9 protein-coding genes and 1 pseudogene are annotated in these 14,018 nt (G+C 36.0%); 8 read left to right on the top strand and 2 right to left on the bottom strand.

Annotation, left to right across the window (positions count from 1 at the left end; all coding sequences use genetic code 11):
- Positions 1-92 precede the first annotated feature (92 nt).
- The 4 genes and pseudogenes from ACEWFJ_RS14555 to ACEWFJ_RS14540 all read left to right on the top strand — a co-directional run bounded on the left by ACEWFJ_RS14555 (position 93) and on the right by ACEWFJ_RS14540 (position 6,113).
- Complete coding sequence (locus ACEWFJ_RS14555; RefSeq protein ID WP_473689047.1) at positions 93-1,853, top strand: sigma 54-interacting transcriptional regulator; 1,761 nt, start codon at positions 93-95, stop codon at positions 1,851-1,853.
- Between the two features lie 139 nt (positions 1,854-1,992).
- A pseudogene (locus ACEWFJ_RS14550) lies at positions 1,993-3,701 on the top strand (acyl-CoA dehydrogenase family protein).
- 16 nt (positions 3,702-3,717) lie between these two features.
- Positions 3,718-4,608: an NAD(P)-dependent oxidoreductase gene (locus ACEWFJ_RS14545; protein ID WP_473689046.1), complete on the top strand. Its 891-nt coding sequence runs from the start codon at positions 3,718-3,720 to the stop codon at positions 4,606-4,608.
- A gap of 44 nt (positions 4,609-4,652) precedes the next feature.
- Positions 4,653-6,113 carry a CoA-acylating methylmalonate-semialdehyde dehydrogenase gene (locus ACEWFJ_RS14540; RefSeq protein ID WP_429709846.1) on the top strand — a complete coding sequence of 487 codons (1,461 nt, stop codon included), beginning with the start codon at positions 4,653-4,655 and terminating at the stop codon, positions 6,111-6,113.
- Between the two features lie 78 nt (positions 6,114-6,191).
- On the opposite strand, the gene ACEWFJ_RS14535 is transcribed toward ACEWFJ_RS14540, so the two are convergent.
- The gene (locus ACEWFJ_RS14535) at positions 6,192-7,244 is read right to left on the bottom strand and encodes an enoyl-CoA hydratase/isomerase family protein (RefSeq protein ID WP_429718581.1); all 1,053 of its coding nucleotides are present in this window, start codon (positions 7,242-7,244) and stop codon (positions 6,192-6,194) included.
- 14 nt (positions 7,245-7,258) lie between these two features.
- Positions 7,259-8,044, bottom strand: coding sequence for an enoyl-CoA hydratase-related protein (locus tag ACEWFJ_RS14530; protein WP_473689045.1), 786 nt, complete (start codon positions 8,042-8,044; stop codon positions 7,259-7,261).
- A 747-nt stretch (positions 8,045-8,791) separates the two neighbouring features.
- Here ACEWFJ_RS14530 and ACEWFJ_RS14525 point away from each other — a divergent pair.
- The 4 genes from ACEWFJ_RS14525 to ACEWFJ_RS14510 all read left to right on the top strand — a co-directional run bounded on the left by ACEWFJ_RS14525 (position 8,792) and on the right by ACEWFJ_RS14510 (position 13,971).
- Positions 8,792-9,052, top strand: coding sequence for a hypothetical protein (locus ACEWFJ_RS14525; protein ID WP_473689044.1), 261 nt, complete (start codon positions 8,792-8,794; stop codon positions 9,050-9,052).
- A 415-nt stretch (positions 9,053-9,467) separates the two neighbouring features.
- On the top strand, positions 9,468-9,707 hold the full coding sequence (locus tag ACEWFJ_RS14520) for a DUF2584 family protein (protein WP_473689043.1): 240 nt from the start codon (positions 9,468-9,470) through the stop codon (positions 9,705-9,707).
- A gap of 21 nt (positions 9,708-9,728) precedes the next feature.
- Positions 9,729-10,925 carry an exonuclease SbcCD subunit D gene (locus ACEWFJ_RS14515; protein ID WP_473689042.1) on the top strand — a complete coding sequence of 399 codons (1,197 nt, stop codon included), beginning with the start codon at positions 9,729-9,731 and terminating at the stop codon, positions 10,923-10,925.
- Positions 10,882-13,971, top strand: coding sequence for an AAA family ATPase (locus tag ACEWFJ_RS14510; protein WP_473689041.1), 3,090 nt, complete (start codon positions 10,882-10,884; stop codon positions 13,969-13,971). The genes ACEWFJ_RS14515 and ACEWFJ_RS14510 overlap by 44 nt, the downstream gene beginning before the upstream one ends.
- Positions 13,972-14,018: the final 47 nt, after the last annotated feature.

Below are 14,018 nucleotides of genomic sequence, written 5' to 3'. Positions count from 1 at the left end.
CATAATATTTTTTCCACGGTAGAAAAGCATTAGCGTGTTAACCAGATAGGAAAAGAGGAGTATAGACATTCTAAAGGAAGGGAAATTCAGTTATGATTGCTGCAAAATATGAATCTGTTCGAAATTGGATGAAGCAGGACCCGTACATTTTGAGGAAAGATGATACAATTCGAGAAGCATTACGACTACTAGCTGAATCAGAGAGCGCAGAACTCCCTGTTTTAGAAAATAATCATGTGATTGGGGTTGTTAAACTAATCGATTGTGTAAAGTGGTTAGAGGATCATTCAGAGTGGGATGAACCGATTGTTACTATACTGAGACATTCTTTCTATAACGTAAGGGAAGAGTTTTCATTAAGCGAGTTAGAGAGTATTCCACTTTACGTTACCTGTGAGGAAAACAAAGAGCTTAAAGGAGTGTTCAGTAATAAGGAATTATTAGCCTTTCATAAAGATTTGGTTCAAGAAATCAAATGTGCACATCAAACGATAGAGTGGTTTAAACTTTGTTTTGATACTGCATACGAAGGTATTGCAATTGTGGATGAAAATGGAGTTATCCAAATGTTTAATGACACGTATAGTCGCTTTGTTGGTGTAACGAAAGAAGAAGCAATTGGGCAGCACGCTGAAAATGTAATTGAGAATACGCGGCTTCCAGTTGTATTAAAAACAGGAGTACCAGAAAGAAATCAAGTGCACCGTCTGCAAGGACAGAATCTAGTTGTGCACCGGATGCCAATTTGGAAGCAGGGAAGAGTGATAGGTGCTGTAGGGATGCTTATTCATGAAGGGATTTCAGATATTTATAAAATACTAGAACGATTTGATCAAAAGGATAGGACAATCAAACCAACGTTTTCTAAACCGAAAAAGAAACAGATTCGATTTGAAGATATTCTTGGAGAAAGCCAAACAATTTCTGAAACGAAAAAAATGGCTCGAAAAGCAGCTGGATCAAAAGCATCAGTATTAATTACTGGGGAAAGCGGTGTTGGTAAAGAGCAATTTGCACGTGCTATACATGATACCGGTATAACAAAAGACGGTCCATTTATTAGTGTGAACTGTGCTGCTATTCCTGATAATTTACTAGAATCTGAATTGTTTGGTTATGCAGACGGTGCTTTTACAGGTGCGAAAAAGAATGGGAAGGCAGGGAAGTTTGAACTTGCAAATCATGGAACATTATTTTTAGACGAGATTGGCGATATGTCTCTATTAACGCAAGTAAAAATTTTGCGTGTTTTACAAGAAAGGGAAATAGAAAGAATAGGTGGTACACATCCAATTCCTGTTGATTTCAGGCTAATCGCAGCGACAAATAAAGATTTAAAACAAATGGTTAGAGAAGGAACTTTTAGGGAGGATTTATATCATCGTCTTCATGTTATTCCGATTCATATTCCACCGCTTCGCTTTCGAAAACAAGATATACCACTCATTGTCGAAGAACATTTACAAAAGTTATGTCAAATGTATGGTGCCGAAGAAAAGACACTTGATAAAGAGGTATTACGCCTTATGTTCCATTATAATTGGCCGGGTAATGTTAGGGAATTAATCAATGTGTTAGAAAGGCTATTTGCACTATCAGATGATGCACATATACGGGCTAAGGATTTACCAGAAGAATTTTATTATCGGGATATGGAGCAAAAGAAATTAGTACCTATGATTCAGTCTTTACCAGCAAAACAAGAAGCGATGAAAGTGGTGCGTGAAGAGGAAGAAAGAGGATTAATTGAAAGTGTTTTAAAAGAAGCAAAAGGAAATAAGTCAAAAGCAGCGGCATTGTTAGGGATTTCTAGGGCGACCCTTTATAATAAATTGTCAAGATTCAAAATCTAAACAATTATTATATCAAGTGTAAAACTGTCTAGACAGTTTTACGTTTTCTTTTCATTTTGCCCTTGTTCTATCAAGTTTTTAGATTGGCATAAATTTTGCATATAAATAGAATGAAGACCGAAATGATAGGGGGATACGGATGGAGAAAACAAAGTTGCAATGGGACGAATTTTTTCGCTGAATCAGGAGCTTAATACAACCTTTTTTACACCTGAGGATTTTTCAGGTGATGAAGATTTAATCGCAAAAACAACAGAACAATTTGTGAAACAGGAAATTGTTCCTCAAATTGAAAATATCGAGCAGCACAATTATCAAGTTTCCCGCAGGTTGTTTGAAAAGGCTGGAGAACTTGGATTGTTGAGTATAGAGGTTCCAGAAGAGTATGGTGGATTTGAATTAGGGAAAGCAGTTTCTGGACTTGTGGCGGAAAAGATGGGATATGCAGGAGCCTTTAGTGTTTCCTTTAATATTCATGCTGGAGTAGGAACGCTGCCATATATATATTACGGAACAAAAGAGCAGAAGGAAAAATACTTACCTAAAATTGCATCAGGCGAATGGATTGGAGCTTATGCTTTAACAGAACCTAATGCTGGATCTGATGCATTAAGTGCAAAAACAAGTGCTGTCTTAAATGAAGAAGGAACAGCTTGGACATTAAATGGTGAAAAACAGTGGATTACAAATGCTCATATGGCTGACGTATATGTTGTTTTTGCAAAGACAAATAAAGGAATGACAGCATTTATTGTCGAAAGAACATGTGAAGGCGTTTCGATTGGCCTAGAAGAAAAGAAAATGGGTATTAAAGGTTCTTCAACTGCGACACTGATTTTAGAGGATGTCGTCATTCCTGCTGAAAATGTACTAGGGGAAGTAGGAAAGGGACATCACGTAGCTCTTAATATTCTCAATTTTGCTAGATTGAAACTTGCTTTCGGAAATATTGGAACAGCAAAGCAAGCAATTGGCCTATCTGTTCAATACGGAAAAGAACGAAAACAGTTTCAAACAGAATTAGTTGATTTCACGATGATTCAAGAGAAAATTGCAAATATGATTATCGCTACATACGGTGCAGAGAGTGCAGCTTATCGAACAGCAGGCGTAATTGATGAAGCAATTCATGAGAGTGACGAAGGTATTATGCAGAAAATGTCTCAATTTGCAATGGAGTGTGCGATCAACAAAGTGAATGCTTCAGAAACACTTGGAAATATTGTGGATGAAGCGGTACAAATTCATGGTGGTTATGGTTATATGCAAGAATATGAAGTAGAACGATTATATCGTGATGCTAGAATTAGCCGTATATTTGAAGGAACGAATGAAATTAACCGCTTAACAGTTGCGAAAATGTTAATGAAACAAACGAAACAACTAGGGGACCAAGTAGACGAAGACACATTTGAAAATGTAGAACGAAATCATCGTTATATTTTATTATCGAAACAATTATTGAAGCAATCTTTGAAAACGCTATCTCAAACTCCTGAATTAAAAATCGAACAAGAACAAGAATATTCACGCGTGTTAGCAGACATGTTGAAAGATGTATATGTAATGGAATCGGCATTTTTACGTACAAAGAAAGCGATCAGTAAAAATGGTGAAGAAAAAGAACGTACAAAACAGTTTATAACGGATGTGCTTTGTGAAGAAGGATATCGAAAAGTAGAATCAGCAGCAATTGTTCTTCTTTCTGCAGCGGTGCAAGAAGAGCAAACTAGAAACGCCATTCTAGATGAAATTCGTCAACTGTCAGTACCTCTATACACGAACTTGTTTACGAAAAAGAGAGAAATCGCAAAAACGATTATAAATCGCGGGAAATATATTGTTTAAATAGGAGGAGAGCAGTATGAAAAAGATTGGTTTTATCGGTTTAGGTAACATGGGTCTTCCAATGTCTAAAAATTTAGTCAAATCAAATTATACGGTATATGGAGTCGATTTAAATAAAGATGCTGAAGCTTCCTTCGAGAAAGAAGGGGGAATCATCGGTTTATCAATTGGAAAATTAGCAGAAACATGTGATTTGATTTTTACAAGTTTACCGTCACCGCGAGCTGTTGAAGCTGTTTATTTTGGAGAAGAGGGTTTAATTGAGAATAGTCATTCGAATGTTATTTTAATTGATACAAGCACAGTAGCTCCACAACTAAATAAAAAGCTTGCAGATGCTGCGAAGGATAAAAAAGTAGATTTCTTGGCTGCACCGGTTAGCGGCGGAGTGATTGGAGCGGAAAACCGCACATTAACTTTTATGGTTGGTGGACCAAAAGAAGTATATGAAAAAGGTTTACCAGCGATGGAAGTATTGGGAGCAAATGTATTTCATGTGAGTGAGCAAATTGATAGTGGTACGACTGTAAAATTGATTAATAACTTATTAATTGGTTTTTATACAGCGGGTGTTAGTGAAGCTCTGACATTAGCAAAGAAAAGCAATATGGATTTAGATAAAATGTTTGATATTTTAAATGTGAGTTATGGACAAAGTAGAATTTATGAGCGCAATTATAAAAGCTTTATTGCGCCAGAAAACTATGAACCAGGATTTACTGTAAATCTACTAAAGAAAGACTTAGGATTTGCAGTTGATTTAGCAAAAGAAGGTGAGCTTCACTTACCAGTGAGTGAAATGCTTTTGAATTTGTATGAGGAAGCTGGTAAAGCGGGATATGGTGAAAAAGACATGGCTGCTTTATATCAAAAGGTAAGTGAACAATTAATCTCTAGTCATAAATAACAATGAATACTAGCAAATATAAAAAATAAAAAGGAGCGAATACAATGATTACAACAGAAATTAAACGCGTGAAAAATCATATTAATGGTGAATGGGTAGAATCTACTGGCACAGAAGTGGAAGCTGTTCCGAATCCTGCGACTGGGAAAATAATTGCTTATGTTCCACTTTCTCCAAAAGAAGATGTGGATCGTGCTGTTGAAGCTGCAAAAGCAGCATATGAAACATGGTCTAAAGTACCAGTTCCAAATCGCTCAAGACAGCTATATAAATATTTACAACTTTTACAAGAAAACAAAGATGAGCTTGCAAAAATCATTACATTAGAAAATGGTAAAACATTAAAAGATGCAACTGGCGAAGTGCAGCGAGGGATTGAAGCTGTAGAACTGGCAACATCAACACCAAATTTAATGATGGGGCAAGCACTTCCAAATATTGCGGGTGGAATTGATGGTTCAATTTGGAGATACCCAATTGGAGTTGTTGCTGGTATTACACCGTTCAACTTCCCGATGATGATTCCACTATGGATGTTCCCATTAGCAATCGCTTGCGGTAATACATTTGTATTAAAAACATCTGAAAGAACGCCGCTTTTAGCAGAAAGACTAGTAGAATTATTCTATGAAGCGGGCTTCCCGAAAGGGGTTTTAAACTTAGTACAAGGCGGAAAAGATGTTGTAAATAGCATTTTAGAAAATAAAGATATTCAAGCTGTTTCATTTGTTGGATCCGAGCCAGTTGCACGCTATGTATACGAAACAGGAACAAAACATGGAAAACGAGTACAAGCACTTGCAGGAGCGAAAAACCATGCAATTGTTATGCCGGACTGCGATATTGAAAAGACAGTACAAGGAGTCATTGGTTCTGCATTTGCGAGCAGTGGAGAGCGCTGCATGGCATGCTCTGTTGTAGCGGTAGTGGATGAAATTGCTGATGAATTCATTGATGTTCTTGTATCAGAAACGCGTAAATTAAAAGTCGGTGATGGTTTCCATGAAGAGAATTATGTAGGTCCATTAATTCGTGAATCTCATAAAGAGCGTGTACTAGGCTATATTAATAGCGGTGTAGCAGATGGAGCTACTTTATTAGTAGATGGCCGTAAAATTAATGAAGAAGTTGGGGAAGGGTATTTCGTTGGAGCAACAATCTTTGATAGTGTGAATCAAGATATGAAAATTTGGCAAGATGAAATTTTTGCTCCAGTATTAAGCATTGTGAGAGTAAAGGATTTAGAAGAAGGAATTAAGCTTACAAACCAATCAAAATTTGCAAACGGTGCAGTCATTTATACGTCAAGTGGTAAACACGCACAAACATTCCGTGATAATATCGATGCAGGGATGATTGGCGTAAACGTAAACGTTCCAGCTCCAATGGCATTTTTCGCATTTGCAGGAAATAAAGCTTCTTTCTACGGTGACTTAGGTACAAATGGAAAAGATGGTGTGCAATTTTATACACGTAAAAAAGTAGTGACAGAACGCTGGTTTTAAGAAGAATATAAAAAAGTGTCCATGGTATTGGACACTTTTTTTATTTGAAATAAAATGTATAAGTTTCACTTGATATAATTAGCTTCTTAAAAGGTTGAAAAAGCTGTTCACAATCTCGTCTGAAACATCGTCTAATTTCTTATATTTATATTGCGGATTTTGGTCCTTGTCAATGACAACTGAACGTACTCCTTCGAAAAAATCTTCATGTTTCATAAAATTTTTAGCAAGTACAAGATCAGTAGTAAAGCAATCCTCTAACGTTTTTTCTTCTCCATCAATTAGTTGTTTTAAAGTGATCTTTAAGGAGAATGGGGATTTTGATAAAATTGTTTCTTTTGTTTTAGCTGCAAAATGGCTAGCATCTTTTTCTAATGAATGTATAATCTCTTCAACTGTGTGAAAAGAAAAGTGATTGTTAATGTCTGTTTGGAATGACGCTAGCTCACTTTCGTTAACAGGAAGCTCAGAATAGTCATTTACCAGTTGTGTCAATGTTGTATGTATGTCTTTTACAGGCCAATCTATATGTTCGACACGGTTAAGAAAAGCATTTAAGTTTTCGTTTGTCATGTAAAAATCTGCACCGTTTATATATAGTACATCAGGAGCTTTAATAACAGAAGCTGTTAATGCTAAGTAACGTCCTATATACCCTGGAGATTTATTTAAGAAATAGGCAGCCCCGACATCCGGGAAAAAGCCAATATTCATTTCTGGCATGGCCCACTTCGTCTGCTCAGTTACAATTCTATGGCTCGCTCCAGAAGTTAGTCCGACGCCTCCGCCCATAACAAAGCCATCTAAACATGCGATAATCGGTTTAGAAAACTTATAAACGAGCATATCTAATTTATATTCATCTTCAAAAAATTGCTCTGCTTTTTGCATGGCAGATTCATGTAAACGAGCCTCGTAAAGTGTCTTGATGTCACCACCAGCACAAAGTCCTTTCGTACCTGCGCCTTTTATAATGACAAGATGAATTTGATCATCAGCTTCCCAATCTTTTAACTTTTGTGTAATCGGTCCTATCATTTCATAAGAAAGTGAGTTTAGTGCTTTCGGACGATTTAACGTAATAGTGGCTACACCATTTTTGTTAGTTGAAAATAGAACTTGATCAGTCATAACATATCCTCCTTTTATGAATGTATAAAGTTAGGTTTCCGCTTCTCGATGAAAGCTTGAATGCCTTCTTTAGCGTCATCAGTTAAAAATAATTCAGAGAATTTCTCGCGCTCTCTTTTCAAGCCTTCAGACATATTTTCGTTATATCCTTGTGTAATACATTCTACGGCACGTGTGACACTAGTCATGCTTTTTCCTTCGAGAAAGGATTGAGCAAGTAAGAGAGCAGTTGGTAATAATTCTTCTTGGGAAACAACCAATTGAACAAGACCGAGATTGGCTGCTTCTTTTCCGCTTATTTGTTTACTAGTTAAAATTAAGTCTAAAGCCGTTGCCATATTTGTTATTCTGCTAAGGCGTTGTGTACCGCCGAATGTTGGGAGTAATCCAAGTTTTAATTCCGGTAAACCGAGAATAGCAGTATCTGATGTAATTCTAAAATGACATCCCATAGCTAACTCTAATCCACCGCCAAGAGCAGGACCGTTTATGGCAGCAATGACTGGCTTCTTCATGGCTTCTATTTCGTCACAAAGTGCTTGTCCTGCTTTTGCCATTGCTAATCCTTTCTCTTGATCTCCTAGTGCAGAAACAAACTCTTTAATATCGGCACCAGCTACAAAAAAACGTCCGGCACCTGTTAGAATAATAGCCCTTGTTTCGTCATCCTCAGCAAGCATTGAAAAGATTGAGCGTAATTCAGCTATGCATGCAGATGATAAAGCATTTGCTGGGGCATTGTTCACCTCTACTATTGTAATAAAGTTTTGTTTTCTTATATTTGCAAATTTGGTTTCCATTATCTATATCCTCCTTTATGATCATATATTTATTTTTGCAAGAACTGTGCCAATTCAAATGCTGTATATTAGCAAGGATGGGTTGGACACAAAATGTTTAAGTGTCTAAACAAATAGACACTTTATAAGAAGACAGAGCGGGAGCATCTATGGTGATAATTGTAGCAACGAATTAAAATATGTAGCGATCTCCTGAATCGTTATGAAAGATGAGCTCTTGTGTATATCTTTCTTGTTTCCTTTCTTGAATCCTGCCATATTGCATGTCTTTTTTTGTTTTAAAATGAAGAGCAAATGAGTATACTGTAGAAAATAGAAGAGAAGTAGTGCGTTGTTTCGTGTTTTTTTGTATCATTATGCCAAAGTTTTTAGACTGAAAGAATATGTCTTTTAAAATAAAAAAGTAGTAAACAATCAAAAATATGTAAAGAAGGAAAGCATGAGAATTCATGAAATGAAAACTTGGCATATTTTGACGAGTTGTTTTTAGAGGATTTTCATTAGAGAAAAAGGAATATACAACTTCTAACGGATATTGTTTTGAACAGATTTTTACTAAATATATAATTTGTAATTTTTTAGAATAAAGGTTTAAATAAATATGGATAATACATTTTCTGTATTTAAATTTTTTGTTTTGTTGCTAATATGTCATATGTATTAAGTTCGCTTATAAGTTTTATTTATTATAAGTATAGAATGTCTAATGTGCCCTTAGAAAGGAAAGAAAAGAAAGGGGAGATCGGAATGTCAGGGCCTTTGTTATTATCGGTCATTATTTTATCTTCTCTTATGATTAGTTTAACTTTCTATTTTCATCAAGAAGATGCACAGCATGATACTATACAAGATAAAGTACGATTTGTATTCCCGGTTCTTATCTTAACAATTGCGATTAGTTTTGCATTAAATCAAAATGATTACGTTGCGATTCTTTCGTGGCTTTTGACAACAGTATTATTATTTGTTGTTTTGTACGTTGTAATGAAGGATTATTTACAAAAATAAAAGTGCCGTAAACGGCATTTTTATTTTAAATAAATATTTAATTTCACATACCGTATTGAAAATTAAAACGTTAACAAAAGCATCAGCAACATTATTTGCATCTATCTCGCTATTCGCAGATGTGAATGGGCTCTTATAACATATTGAAAAAAGCAGTTCTAAAGGGGTTTGTTGAAGATGGTACATGGAAAACTCTTACTTCAAGATTTAAAGGAGATAAATGGCGGGAGTTTTCATATTCTTTTATTACTTTTCTCATACTACAAATGAAAAGTTGAAGATATATTGCAGTTATAATGTTGTAAGTAGAGGGAATATTCATTAGGGAAGTCATACCTTTATTACTGATTCTCTTGTCAATCAGTAATGCCCGCTATACTATTAAAATAGAGACATAAAAAAGGGGTGTTTTCGCATGAAATTTGAAATGTATACAAAGATTATTGTAAACGAAACAGAGAAACGATTACATATAGAAGATAATATATTTCAATTAATTTTAGAAGGATATCATTTATTTGTAGTTGATGAAATATTGCCAGTGTATAAAACAAATCAAGAACTTGTTGGAAGTGCAGTTGTAAAAAAAGTGGAATGGACAGAAGAGAAGACGACGCTTTTATATCAGCTTATTTCACTTCAATCTGTGAACTAATAAAAAGAAAGGAAGGGAAAGATGAAATTTTTTCATACAGCCGATTGGCATTTAGGAAAGCTTGTTCACGGTGTTTATATGACAGAAGATCAGCGTTATGTCTTAGAGCAATTCGTACAAGCTGTTGAAGAGGAAAAACCAGATGCTGTGATTATTGCAGGAGATTTATACGACCGCGCAATTCCGCCAACAGAAGCGGTAGATTTATTAAATGAAGTATTACAAAAAATTGTGATTGAATTACAAACGCCAGTACTTGCGATAGCTGGGAATCATGATAGTCCAGATCGTATTCATTTTGGGAGCGGCTTAATGAAGAAGCAAGGGCTGCATATTATTGGACAATTTCAATATCCATATGAGCCCGTTGTAATGAATGATGAATACGGAAAAGTACACTTTCATTTAGTTCCGTATGTTGATCCGAGCATTGTTCGTCATGTGATGAAAAATGATGATATTCGTAGTCATGATGATGCGATGCGTATTTTTATGAATGAGTTATCGGAAAGTATGGATAAAGAGGCGCGTCATGTTTTTATCGGGCATGCTTTCGTAACAGCGTCTGGGGAAGCGGAAGAAAATACAAGTGATGCTGAGAGGCCATTATCAATTGGCGGAGCAGAATATGTAAACAGTCATTATTTTGATGCCTTCCATTATACAGCGCTTGGTCATTTACACCAAGCGCATTACGTACGTAATGAAACAATTCGTTATGCGGGTTCGCCGCTCGCGTATTCGATTTCGGAAGAGCATCACAAAAAAGGATATTCCATTGTTGAATTAGATGAAACAGGAGAAATAACAATTGAGAAACGGTTATTAACACCGCAACGTAAAATGAGAACGGTTGAAGCAAAAATTGATGAATTGTTGCAACATCCTGTTTGTGAAGACTACGTATTTGTGAAATTATTAGATGAAAATCCTGTATTGCAGCCAATGGAAAAGATTCGTTCTGTTTATCCAAATGCAATGCATGTAGAGCGTGTTATGCAAAGAAAAGAGTTGGCGAATGAAAATACTACAGTCACTTCACGTCATAAAATGGATGATCTTTCCCTTGTGAAAGCTTTTTATAAAGAAATGAAAGGGACTGAGTTATCGGAAGAAAAAGAGCGTCTCTTCTTAGAAGTATTAAAGACAGTTCATGAGCGAGAGGGGAGAGAGCATGAGACCTATCAGACTTATAATGACAGCGTTTGGTCCCTATAAGCAGCAGGAAACAATTGATTTTGAAGAATTAGGTGAACATCGAATCTTTGCGATTTCTGGAAATACAGGTGCAGGAAAAACAACGATTTTTGATGCGATTTGTTATGCGCTGTACGGAGAAGCGAGTGGAGAAGAACGCAATGATACGAGTATGCTTCGTAGTCAATTTGCTGATGATAACGTGTATACAAGCGTTGAATTATTATTTCAATTAAAAGCAAAAACCTATTGTATAAAGCGTCAACTTGGTCATAAAAAACAAGGCAACAAAACGATTACAGGTCATGCGATTGAATTTTATGAAGTCGTTAATGACGAACAAATTCCTTGTGTAGATCGCTTCCACGTGACGGATGTAAACAAAAAAGTGGAAGATTTAATTGGTCTTAGTAAGCATCAATTTAGTCAAATTGTAATGCTTCCACAAGGTGAATTCCGTAAACTATTAACATCTGAAACAGAAAATAAAGAAGAAATTTTACGCCGCATTTTTAAAACGGATCGATATAAATTAATGCGAGAGTTATTAGATCAAAAGCGTAAAGAATGGAAAGATGTTCTGCAAGAAAAGCAAAAAGAACGAGAATTGTACTTTCGTAACGTTTTCAAGCTTCCGGTGCGGGACGGTGCACTGCTTGAAATATTAGCAAATCAAGAACATGTAAATACACATCAAGTAGTAGAAGCGCTTCAACAAGAAATGGCTTTTTATGAAAAACAAGAAAAGCAATTAGAAAAACAAGAATCAATACAGCTAAAGCAATTAAAAGAAGCGGAAACAGGGTATCATGAAGCGAAGGCTTTAAATGATAGATTGCAAGATTTGCAAACAAAACAAAATCGTTATGACTCATTGCAACAGGAACGTTCTTCTATTGAAGTGAAAGAACAACAATTTAAACGAGCAGAGCAAGCAAGCCGGTTATTACCGTTTGAACAGTGGTATGATGAAGCGGTTCAAAGTGCTCAGCAAGCCGAGCAATATATGAAACAAATCGCTGCCAAACAAGAACAATTTGTATTAGCTTATGAGCGTGCGGAGCAGCAGTATGAACAAGAAAAAAACAATGAAACAGTTCGTGAAGAAACGAAGCGAAACGTACAAATGTTAGAAGAGTTAAAAGAGGTTATCGCCACATTTGCTGATAAAAAAATAAAATTAGCGGCATCAGAAAAACAAATGGAGCAATTTAAGCTTGAGGTAAGTAAATTAGAGAAACAGCAAGAATTCAGCAGTACACAAAAGCAAGAGCTTTCCAGTAAGCTAAAACAGATTGAACAAGCACTTGAGCAATACCGAGCAAAAGTAGAACAGTTAAGTCGTATGCGTGAAGATGCAAAAGTATTAAAAGACGCATATCAAGTGTGGCAAGAAGTGCAACAGTATGAGAGGGAAAGAAAAGGTGTGTTAGAACGTATGAGTGCGGCTCAACAAGCGTATGAAACGTTGGAGAAATCATGGTTAAGCGAACAAGCTGGTCAGTTAGCGATTCATTTACATGATGGTAAACCTTGCCCGGTTTGTGGTAGTACCTCTCACCCAAACAAAGCAACTGAACAAGAAGTGTCTATTAATGAAGAACAGTTAAATATTCTTCGTGAACAAAAAGTACAAGCTGAAAAGCAACACGTTCAAATAGAAGAAAAATGTAATTTTTATAAAGGTCAATATGAAGAATTATGTAAAGAAGTACAGGCTCGGGGGTACGCTGTATCAGAGTTAGCAGATGCGTATCAAACGTTAATCCAACAAGGAAAACAGCTAGCTGCAGAAGTAAATGAATTAAAAGAAAGTGAAGAAGAACGTAAACAATTATCATCGCAGCTTCAAAAGCTAGAAGAAGAATTAGATATGTTGCAAGCAACTAAACGTGATATAGAAGAAAAACTGCATCGCTCTGAAATGGAATCGATTCAACTGCGAACATCGTATGAAAATGACAAAGAAAAAATTCCAGCAAAGATGCAAACATTAGAAGCGTGGCAACAAGCGTATGAAGCAAAAGCTTCTTTACTTCGTCGTCTGCAAGAATCATGGCAAAGAGCACAAGAGGAATTTCAGCGTTGCACCAGTGAAAAAATTCGTGTTGAAGAAGCATATAAAGCAGCGCAGCAACAATATACACAAGGAAATGAGAACAAAGAAGAAAAGTATGCACGTTTTATGGCAGAACTTGAAGCAAGTGGTTTTGCGAGTCAACAAGCATACACAGAGGCTAAATTATCAGACGCAGAGCGAAAAAACTTACAACAACACATTCAAACGTACTACTCAATGCTTGAAGTATTAACAAAACAAATTGAAGAATTAATAGAGCAGCTACAAGGAAAAGAATGGACAGAGTTAACGCAACTAGAGGAACAGTTGAAAGAACTAGAAATTCAACTTGATATCATAAAAGAACAGCGTCAGCGTACAAAAAGTGTCAATGAATATATTTCCGATTTGCATGAAAATATTTGCCGCATTGATGAACAAATTCATGAAGAAGAAGCGGCATTCCAAGAGCTTGTTGATTTATATGAAGTTATGAAAGGTGACAATGAAAGTCGCATTTCGTTTGAGCGTTACATTTTAATAGAATATTTAGAGCAAATTGTTCAAGTAGCCAATGAACGACTTCGTAAACTATCAAACGGACAGTTTTATTTAAAACGAAGTGAACGCGTGGAAAAACGAAATCGTCAAAGTGGTTTAGGATTAGATGTGTATGATGCTTATACGGGGCAAACACGTGATGTGAAAACATTGTCCGGCGGTGAAAAATTTAACGCATCTCTATGCTTAGCGCTTGGTATGGCTGATATCATTCAATCATATGAAGGCGGTATTTCGATTGAAACGATGTTCATTGACGAAGGTTTCGGTTCATTAGATGAAGAATCGTTAACGAAAGCAGTAGATGCTTTAATTGATCTTCAAAAATCAGGTCGCTTTATTGGTGTAATCTCACACGTACAAGAATTGAAAAACGCTATGCCAGCAGTGCTTGAAGTAATGAAGCGGAAAGATGGATGTAGTAAGACGAGGTTTGTTGTGAAATAGATAGAGTGCTTGATTTTAATCAGCGGTCACAATTTTGGTCATGCATT

Source organism: Bacillus sp. EA-CB0995 (assembly GCF_055814245.1).
This window is presented reverse-complemented; position numbering and strand designations above follow the sequence as displayed.

What these genes read in the sequence shown, in the direction of transcription:
- ACEWFJ_RS14535 (WP_429718581.1), bottom strand. Translation starts at nt 7,244, where the DNA reads ATGACTGATCAAGTTCTATTTTCAACTAACAAAAATGGTGTAGCCACT.
- ACEWFJ_RS14520 (WP_473689043.1), top strand. Translation starts at nt 9,468, where the DNA reads ATGAAATTTGAAATGTATACAAAGATTATTGTAAACGAAACAGAGAAA.
- ACEWFJ_RS14555 (WP_473689047.1), top strand. Translation starts at nt 93, where the DNA reads ATGATTGCTGCAAAATATGAATCTGTTCGAAATTGGATGAAGCAGGAC.
- ACEWFJ_RS14515 (WP_473689042.1), top strand. Translation starts at nt 9,729, where the DNA reads ATGAAATTTTTTCATACAGCCGATTGGCATTTAGGAAAGCTTGTTCAC.
- ACEWFJ_RS14525 (WP_473689044.1), top strand. Translation starts at nt 8,792, where the DNA reads ATGTCAGGGCCTTTGTTATTATCGGTCATTATTTTATCTTCTCTTATG.
- ACEWFJ_RS14530 (WP_473689045.1), bottom strand. Translation starts at nt 8,044, where the DNA reads ATGGAAACCAAATTTGCAAATATAAGAAAACAAAACTTTATTACAATA.
- ACEWFJ_RS14540 (WP_429709846.1), top strand. Translation starts at nt 4,653, where the DNA reads ATGATTACAACAGAAATTAAACGCGTGAAAAATCATATTAATGGTGAA.
- ACEWFJ_RS14545 (WP_473689046.1), top strand. Translation starts at nt 3,718, where the DNA reads ATGAAAAAGATTGGTTTTATCGGTTTAGGTAACATGGGTCTTCCAATG.
- ACEWFJ_RS14510 (WP_473689041.1), top strand. Translation starts at nt 10,882, where the DNA reads ATGAGACCTATCAGACTTATAATGACAGCGTTTGGTCCCTATAAGCAG.